This is a genomic window from Streptomyces murinus, assembly GCF_002154555.1.
Taxonomy (GTDB): Bacteria; Actinomycetota; Actinomycetes; order Streptomycetales; family Streptomycetaceae; genus Streptomyces; species Streptomyces murinus.
In genome coordinates, this window is record NZ_MUNF01000434.1 from 1 (window position 1) to 292 (window position 292).

1 pseudogene is annotated in these 292 nt (G+C 78.1%); it reads left to right on the forward strand.

Going from position 1 to position 292, the window contains the following annotated elements:
- Positions 1–292, forward strand: a pseudogene (locus CCN72_RS39145) (hypothetical protein); the annotation flags it as partial.

A 292-nucleotide genomic window follows, 5' to 3' on the forward strand; every position in this document is an offset into this window, starting at 1 on the left:
GGCGAGGACGAGGCCGGTGCCAAAGGGGACGGCGCCGAGGGAGACATAGCCGGGCGGGACGAGGTCCGGGCCGAGACGGTTCCTGAGGCCGAGGCCGAGGCCGTGCCGGAAGGCGAGGACGCGCCGGCCGCCGAGGGCGCCTCGGGTGCCTCGGGTGCCGAGAGCTTCGGGAGCGCCGAGGGCGTACAGGACCTGCCGGTCGGTGAAACGGCGCCGCAGGACCGGCCGCTGACGGCCGACGGGCACGCGACGGCCGCCGAGCCCGCCGAGTCCGCCGCGCCGGAGACCACCG